9 protein-coding genes are annotated in these 7,359 nt (G+C 67.9%); 4 read left to right on the top strand and 5 right to left on the bottom strand.

All coding sequences use genetic code 11. The annotated features are described in order from the left end of the window. Window positions 1-275: 275 nt before the first annotated feature. The 5 genes from HY726_12040 to HY726_12020 form a co-directional block, all read right to left on the bottom strand. Window positions 276-467 (bottom strand): hypothetical protein, encoded by a 192-nt coding sequence (locus HY726_12040; protein ID MBI4609726.1) that lies wholly within the window; start codon window positions 465-467, stop codon window positions 276-278. A 102-nt stretch (window positions 468-569) separates the two neighbouring features. Continuing rightward, window positions 570-917: a hypothetical protein gene (locus HY726_12035; protein MBI4609725.1), complete on the bottom strand. Its 348-nt coding sequence runs from the start codon at window positions 915-917 to the stop codon at window positions 570-572. A gap of 224 nt (window positions 918-1,141) precedes the next feature. Beyond that, entirely contained in the window at window positions 1,142-2,170 is a 1,029-nt protein-coding gene (locus HY726_12030; GenBank protein MBI4609724.1) for an SMP-30/gluconolactonase/LRE family protein, read from the bottom strand. Window positions 2,171-2,303: 133 nt separating this feature from the next. Continuing rightward, window positions 2,304-3,599 (bottom strand): beta-lactamase family protein, encoded by a 1,296-nt coding sequence (locus tag HY726_12025; GenBank protein MBI4609723.1) that lies wholly within the window; start codon window positions 3,597-3,599, stop codon window positions 2,304-2,306. Between the two features lie 338 nt (window positions 3,600-3,937). After that, window positions 3,938-4,750 carry an HAD hydrolase-like protein gene (locus HY726_12020; GenBank protein ID MBI4609722.1) on the bottom strand — a complete coding sequence of 271 codons (813 nt, stop codon included), beginning with the start codon at window positions 4,748-4,750 and terminating at the stop codon, window positions 3,938-3,940. A 559-nt stretch (window positions 4,751-5,309) separates the two neighbouring features. Between HY726_12020 and HY726_12015 the strand changes: the two genes are divergently transcribed. Genes HY726_12015 through HY726_12000 form a run of 4 tightly spaced genes read left to right on the top strand, consistent with a single transcriptional unit; the run spans window position 5,310 to window position 6,863 of the window. Beyond that, entirely contained in the window at window positions 5,310-5,591 is a 282-nt protein-coding gene (locus HY726_12015) for a hypothetical protein (GenBank protein MBI4609721.1), read from the top strand. Further along, window positions 5,563-6,150 carry a hypothetical protein gene (locus HY726_12010; GenBank protein MBI4609720.1) on the top strand — a complete coding sequence of 196 codons (588 nt, stop codon included), beginning with the start codon at window positions 5,563-5,565 and terminating at the stop codon, window positions 6,148-6,150. Before HY726_12015 ends, HY726_12010 begins: the two co-directional genes overlap by 29 nt. 55 nt (window positions 6,151-6,205) lie before the next feature. Beyond that, entirely contained in the window at window positions 6,206-6,382 is a 177-nt protein-coding gene (locus tag HY726_12005; protein MBI4609719.1) for a hypothetical protein, read from the top strand. Beyond that, window positions 6,339-6,863 (top strand): putative toxin-antitoxin system toxin component, PIN family, encoded by a 525-nt coding sequence (locus HY726_12000; protein MBI4609718.1) that lies wholly within the window; start codon window positions 6,339-6,341, stop codon window positions 6,861-6,863. The genes HY726_12005 and HY726_12000 overlap by 44 nt, the downstream gene beginning before the upstream one ends. The last annotated feature ends 496 nt before the right edge of the window (window positions 6,864-7,359 follow it).

Raw genomic sequence — 7,359 nt, 5'->3', positions numbered from 1 at the left:
GCATAGGAAGGATAAAAGCCCTCTGCCGCCGGCCCCGCCCCGGGGCCGAACCCGTCCGGTCGGCTACCGGGCCTCGCCCTCCCCGCGTCAGGAGACCCTCCCAGACCATGGCCCCGATGCTCCAGCGCGGATGAAGGGCCAGTTAACGGAAACGCTGACGAGGGGAGGCAGTCGGCGGCGAGGAGAGGATTGGCCCCTCGGGCCGCACGAGAGGCGTGGCTGCGGCGGCGCGGCGGCAGAGGGCGGCGGAGCGCTCGATCCCAGCAGGGAAACGGTCAGGTGGGGATGGTGGAAAATAGGTCAGCGTGGCGAGCCGGCGGCGGCCGGGGCTGGGGGACCTCGGCCGGGAGTCCCAGGTGGACGAGGATCTGGCGGATGACCCGCGGGTCCTCGATGGTGGCGATCAGCCGCATGCGGCTGCCACAGCGCGGGCAGGCGAGCACATCCAGTTCGAAGGCGCGTCGCATCAGATCGGCCCAGGCCCAGGAGCGCGGGTTGCCAGGAGCCTCGCCCTGGGGCTCGGAGACGCCGGGCGCAGCTAGTAGTGGCGATGAACATTCGCCGGGAGATCATTCGATAACCTGATCTGCCCTGATGAGGATCGAGGGCGGGATGGTGAGGCCGAGCGCCTTGGCGGTCCTCGCATTCACCACTAGCTCGAACTTCGTCGGCTGCTCCACGGGCAGGTCCGCCGGCTTGGCGCCCTTCAAGATCTTGTCGACGTAGGCGGCGGCGCGCCTAAATAAGTCGGGCCCGTTCACGCCATAGGACATCAAGCCCCCCATGGCCACGGCGTCTCTGGTCCAATAGATGTCGGGCAGCCGGTGCTTCGCCGTCAGGTCGACAATCTGGCGCAGATGCGACAAGAACATGGTGGATCCGTATACAAAGATCGCCTGGGCGCGCTGCGGGATCATGGCCGCAGGGCGACGGTCGCCAGGATTCGTTGGGCCAGACGATGACCACGCCGGGTGGGACGGATAGAGCCGCGCATCTTCATTCCCTCCTCGCTGGCGAGCGAGAGGCCACGACAACCAGGGCGCCGAGGCGGGGACACCGCTACTACGAAACCGGGACGCGCGTCAAGCCGAAGTACGTGGCGTCGTCATGCCACTCCGTGGCTACGAACCGACCGCCATCGCTACGGGAGGCCGGGGACCGGCGGGATCACGGCGCTCAGCTTGCTGATCGTGTGCAACGTGACCTGCGCCGCCCACTGCGCGTCGACCGGCTGCGCGAGGCCGAACAGCCTGAGATCGAGCGAGAGGTTGGTGACGTAGATCACGTCGCCGTGCCGCACGAGGCTCGCCGGGAAGAGCAGCCCGATCGGCGCGCCGTTCGCGTCGATCCCCCCGAAGTCGCCGAGCTTCGCAATGACCCGGCCCGTCGGGTCGAGAACGACGATCTCGTCGGCCTGGTTGGCCGCCACCCAGAGGTTGTCGCTGGCGTCGATGATCAGCCCGTCGGCCCCGTTGATGCTGTTGACGAAGACCTCCGGCGTGCCGGCGTTCCCGCCACTCACGACCGGGACCTTCACCACCGTGTCGTTGCCGGTGTTGGCCACGAACAGCGCTGTCCCGGCGTTGTTGAAGGCCAGCCCGTTGGCGCCGAACGGCGGCACGCCGGTGGTCTGGAGCAGCAGGCTCGACACCCACGCGATCACCGCGCCCCCCTGCGGCCCGGTGCGCCAGACGACGCCCTGGAAGGAATCGGAGACGTAGACGTTGCCGGCGGCGTCGAAGGTCAGGACGTTGGGCCCGGCGGCCGACCCGCCGGGGATCGTCGTGAACACCTTCGACTTGCCGGTGACGGGGTTGACGTCCAGGACCTGCTTGCCCCCGAAATCGATCACGAGGAGCCGGTTCGTCTGGGGGTGGAAGGCGAGGTCCAGCAGGAGCGGGCTCGAGTTCTGGACGTTGACCTGGCGGAGGAGCGTCCCGCTCGGGGCGAACACGAACAGCTGGCCCGTGCCGCTGCTGGTGCCGCCGACGGCGAAGGTGGTCACGTAGACGTTGCCCTTCGCGTCCACGGTGATGCCTTCGGGGTTGGCGACGCCGGGCGGCAAGGTCGCGAAGGTCGTGACCTGACCCCGGTCCCATGCGTGAGCGGGGATCACGACCAGCGCGAGGGCGAGCAGCAGGAACACGGTGATTCGGCCGGCCACGTTCATGGCGTCCACCTCCTGCGAGAGTTGGGGGTCACAGCGCGCGCGTCTCCAACTCCGGGCCAGCTGGCGCGGACCATAAGGTGGGCGCCGGACGGGATGCGCCCGGCGCCCACCCCGCCCGACCGCTCGTCGGCCGCTAGTCGGTGATCGCCTGGTAGACGAGCTGCTTGAAGAGCTTCCGGTAGTAGGCCCGCTCGGGGCTCGGGGCCTGGGTCATGAAGACGCCGACGAGCTCCTCCTTGGGATCGACCCAGAAATATGTGCCGGCGAAGCCCGCCCACATGTACTCCCCGGCCGAGCCGGGCACGCCCGCCACGCCCGCGCCCTGCCGCACCGCGAAGCCGAGGCCGAAGGTGTAGCCCGGCGTCCCGAGCAGCAGCTGGCCGGGGGTGACCGGCGTGCTGATCCCGGCAAGGTGATCCGACGTCATCAGGCTCACGGTGGCCCGGCTGAGGACGCGAGCGCCGTCGAGCCGCCCGCCGTTCAGCAGCATCTGGCAGAAGCGCGCGTAATCCATCGCCGTCGACACCGCGCCCGCCCCGCCGGAGTCGTTCTTCGGTGCGGCCGACACGTCGATGACCTTGATCGGATGGTCGGGCGCGGTCTGCGCCAGCCGCGCCATCTTGTCCCTCGGGACCGAAAACCCGGAGTCGACCATCTTGAGCGGCGCGAAGAGGCGCTTCTCGAGGAACTGCCCGAGCGTCATCCCCGAGGCCACCTCGACGACGCGACCGACGACATCGGTGGCGAAGCTGTACTCCCAGACGGTTCCCGGCTGGTGCGCGAGGGGCGCCTTGGCCAGACGCTCGACCTGCTCGGCGGGCGTCACGCCTCTGGCGTCGAACGGCAGCCCCTGCGGCTGGAACACGCCTGCCTTCGCATAGGCCTCCTTCACCGGGGCGTTCACCGTGATCTCGCCGTAGACCAGGCCGGACGTGTGGCGAAGCAGGTCCTGGACGGTCGGCTCTCGCTCGGCCGGCACGAGGGTGTACGTCACCCGGCCGAAGGTGGAGTCCGCCTTGGGTACGCTGACCTGGCGCTTCGAGAACTCCGGAAGATACTTCGAGACCGGGTCGGTGAGGACGATCCGGCCGTCTTCCACGAGCATCATTGCCGCTACGGACGCCAGGGGCTTCGTCATCGAGTAGATGCGGAAGATCGCGTCCTTCGTCATCGGCGCGCCGGCCGCCTTGTCCCGGAGCCCCAAGGCTTCGAAGTAGGCGACACGGCCTTTGCGGGCCACCAGCGCGACCGCCCCGGGGAACTTGCCGCGCTCGATCTCGGCCTTGAGCACCGGGCCGATCCGCGCGAGCCGCTCGGAAGAAAGCCCTACGTCCTCGGGCCGGGCGGACGACAGCGGCTCCGCCCAGGCGGCGATGGCGACGGAGAGCACGAGGACGAGGCACGCGACGAGGCTGCTGATTCTTCTCATGGCGACCTCCTTTCAGGAGACTGGTTGGGTGCGCGCAATATGGAACAAGGTATTAGGCGCATGAGGAGAAGCTACGGGGCGCATGAGGAGGCTGTCAAGGAGAAAGATGGGACCTCCCAGGGCGTAACCCTCTGACTTTTCGTTCGCATTCCCCCAGCTTCGGGCCCGTCCTGAGCCGGTCATGGTCTCGTGTCGCCAGAGCATAGGCACGATAAAAGCCCTCCTCCGCCGGTCCCCCAGTCCGGCTCCCGGCCGAACCCGCGCCGGCGGCTGCCGGGCCGGCCCCCTCGCGTCAGGCGCCCCCCCAGAACCATGACCCGAACGCTATAGACCGGAGCCTACGGTTTCTCGGTCTCAAGGACTTTCGCAAGCTCAACGAAGTCCTTCACGTGCCAGTCAGGAGCGTACCCGTAGGGTTCTAGCGGCTCATTCCATCTGCCGACCCACGCGGTTCGGAACCCCGCTCCCTTGGCGCCGAAGACATCGAACTGGTTTGAAGTGACGTAGATGACTTCGGCGCGGTCGAGGCCCATCGCCTCGATGGCCTTGAGGTATATGCTTCGGTGAGGCTTGTATACAGCGAACGTCTCAGACGTGAAGTACCAGTCCCATCTGAACCGATCCAACAACGCCTTCTTGAGCACCTCGCTACTGAGTTGCGTGTGGGGAACCAGCTGGTACCCCAGCTCCCGCATTTTCTGGAGACCCGGCATCACATCCGGGTAGACATCAAGCTCACCCAGTAACGGGAGCACTCCACCCGCGTCCGCCGGCTTGAGGTCTGTCTTTTGAGCTTTGGTGAGGGCGATGGTGGCTCTTCTCGCCAGTTCCTCGAGCGGGATGAAGCCACTCCCGATCATGGTGTTATACATCATGTAGAAAAACAGCTTGGTCCGCCAGGCGGGCCAGAACGCCTTTCCATCGACCTTCACTCCCCTGTCTGCGAAGAATTTCGTGATCTTCTCTGGCATGACGGACCAGTCCAGGATTGTCCCGCCCACATCGAAGAATAGGGCCCGAGCCTTGACGGGCGCGCCGCGGGCCCGTCCTGGGATCACGACGTTAGCCCCGAGGGCCGCCGCCAACGCCCCCACGCCGGTCACCTTGACCAAGTCTCGTCGCGAGATCAGTCGTCCCCTGTCCGCTGCCATGGTTCCCGCTCCTTTCCGTTTACGCGACCTATCGGCCTGTGAGCGCTTTCAAGCGCCAACAGGTAGCTCCGAAACGCCTTAAGCGCCGCATGCAGCCACGCCGTACTGAGCATAGGCGGTATTAAAGCCCTCTTCTCCCGCCCGGGCCCGGCTCGGGCCGAACCCGCGCCGGCGGCTGCCGGGCCGGCTCCCTCGGCGTCAGGCGCCCCCCCAGGAGCATGGCCGGATGCTACAGCGCAGATGAAGCGCGGGTCAAGGGCAATACTGACGCCGCGTGAGCACCCGGCCGCGAGGAGGAGATCACACGGCTGGGCCGGACGAGGGGCGTGGCCGCAGCGTCACTGCCGCCGAGTGTGCGGTGGAGAGTTCGATCCCATGAGTCTGCATGCCTGCTCCCATATCACCCCCACGCCCAGCACCGGCTCCGGTAGGGGCAGTCGTAGCAGTACCAGCCCACCACCGGGTGGAAGACCCCGGCCTCGATGGCGCGGAGCACCTCCGAGACCAGGCGGAATAGCCGAATATTAGCGCTGCGATCGCGCCTCGTCCAGTAGCGGGGGTGCGCGGATTATGCCACACCCGGGGGAGGTCGCTCCAAGTCGAAGCCTCACTCCAGCTCTCCATCTACAGCTACGCCACGGCCAAGCGGTCCCAGGTCGAACGCCACCGCGCCTGGGCCCAAGCCCAAGTCGCGCTCGCCATCGACGACGGCCTCTATCCCGACGCCGAGCGGATGAAGCAGCTCGTCCGCGACTGCGACACCGAGCTCGACGAAATGGCCCAGATCGACGCCTACCGGAGGGACGCCGCCAATGCCGCCCACATCCAGATCGCTCCCTGACCACGAGGCCCCGGCCTGGCTCCGCGAGAAGGTCTACGCGCCCAGACGGCAGCGGACGCTCGAGCACGTCCGCCACGCGGTCGATGCCCTCGCGACCGCCCAGCAGGCCGTCTCCCTCGCCTCCATCGCCACCACGTCCAAGGCGATCGATCCCACAGGCCGAGGGATCTCAACGAGCGCCATCCTTGGGAACCCCGAGGCCCGCACGTACTACGAGCAGCACCGTCGCTGGAACGGCACGCGGCCAGCACGGCGGACACCGCGACCCGAGCCTCCCGGCGCCGCCCGTCCCCGCGTCAACGCCCAGCGCGACATCGCCCGCGCCCGGCAGCGGTATCGGCGATGGACCAAGGGCCTGCTCATCGAACGCCTCCTGGCGGTCGAGCGCGCCTTCGCCGAGCAGGAGGGTCGCTGGCTTCGCGTCAACGACGAGCTGCTCACCTGGCAGCTTCGGGCCTCCTCAGCCCCGCCGGAATGTGCTATCGTGAGGGCAGACCCCACACCGAGGTCGGGGGACCGCCATGGATACGAAAGTCCAGTCACTCATCGCGGAGATTGAGGCCCTCTCTGAGGCCGAGCGCCAGACATTGGCGCAGGAGGTCCTCCCCCTCCTCTTGACCACGCGCGCGGGCCTCGAAGAAATCGACCGCTCTCTCGAAACGCTGTCCGATGAGGAGCTCGACGCCGTGATCGAGCGCGCCCGTCAGCGGGCCGGCACGCTGGGGGACGAGGCAGTCGCCGCCATCATTGACGAGGCGATCCGCGCTGCCCGCGCTCAAGGTCGTTCTTGACACGCAGCTGCTCCTGCGGGGCGCCCTCGCCCGCACCCAGAGCCTCACGGCTCGTCTCTACGAGGCGTGGCGCGCCGACCAGTTCGTCCTCCTCGTCTCCGAGCCGATCCTCGCCGAAGTCGACGCCGTGACCGCGCGCCCGGAGCTCTGGCGAAAGCTCCGCGTGACCCCACGCGAGGCCCGCGCCGTGCCGCGTCGACTCCGGCGTCACGCCGTGCTCGTCCAGCCCGATGTCACGATCCGGACGAGCCGCGATCCCAGGGACGACAAGTTCCTGGAGTGCGCGGAGCCCAGGCCTCCGGCAATGCCCGAGCCCCGACCACCGCCACGAAACCATCTCGTGCCATCGCCAACACCTCCTGTGCTGGGTGTGAGTGTGAGAATTTTTCCCCTCGACCCGCGGCGGCCCCAGCGCCGCCCGGCCGCAGGGCGAGCCCGAAGCGGTTCCGCCCCCGTCACCCGAAGGGCCGAAACGCAGTGAAGGACCCCTGTACCATTGAGTGACGCTGGACTGACTCACGGTGGAGCGCGCCGCGGGAGGGATAAGTGGAGGGGACCCCGGTGGGCTTCGCCCACAGGGGCGGCGGCCGTTTATGCTCACGCGGCGCGAGAAGCCGGAGGGGTTGACGGGGGCGGAAGAGGCGGTAGACTCGGGCGACCTGCGGCCGGGCGGGCGAAAAATTCGAATTCGATTTCCTTATGGGGCTGGTGGGTGGGGACGTGGCCCGCCAGGGCCACCTGGCGCGCGAGCGCCTGCTCTACGGCGACCGAAGGGAGCCCCAGGCGAGCGGTAGCGAAGCCGCAACTACCCCGCGCGAAGGCGCGGGGAACAGGAGGTGAGGAGCATGGGGGACTCAGTCCACCAACGGCGGGCGGGTGGGGCTGGCGGATGACTCGCGCTCACCGGGCTCAGACACCGCTATGTCCCGTCTGGCCGTAGAGATCCCTCGATCAATCAGTTCTAGGAAGTGTGGCCA

The organism is Candidatus Rokuibacteriota bacterium, from assembly GCA_016209385.1.
Classification (GTDB): Bacteria; Methylomirabilota; Methylomirabilia; order Rokubacteriales; family CSP1-6; genus JACQWB01.
This window is presented reverse-complemented; position numbering and strand designations above follow the sequence as displayed.

What these genes read in the sequence shown, in the direction of transcription:
- HY726_12010 (MBI4609720.1), top strand. Translation starts at nt 5,563, where the DNA reads ATGCCGCCCACATCCAGATCGCTCCCTGACCACGAGGCCCCGGCCTGG.
- HY726_12030 (MBI4609724.1), bottom strand. Translation starts at nt 2,170, where the DNA reads ATGAACGTGGCCGGCCGAATCACCGTGTTCCTGCTGCTCGCCCTCGCG.
- HY726_12035 (MBI4609725.1), bottom strand. Translation starts at nt 917, where the DNA reads ATGATCCCGCAGCGCGCCCAGGCGATCTTTGTATACGGATCCACCATG.
- HY726_12020 (MBI4609722.1), bottom strand. Translation starts at nt 4,750, where the DNA reads ATGGCAGCGGACAGGGGACGACTGATCTCGCGACGAGACTTGGTCAAG.
- HY726_12025 (MBI4609723.1), bottom strand. Translation starts at nt 3,599, where the DNA reads ATGAGAAGAATCAGCAGCCTCGTCGCGTGCCTCGTCCTCGTGCTCTCC.
- HY726_12040 (MBI4609726.1), bottom strand. Translation starts at nt 467, where the DNA reads ATGCGACGCGCCTTCGAACTGGATGTGCTCGCCTGCCCGCGCTGTGGC.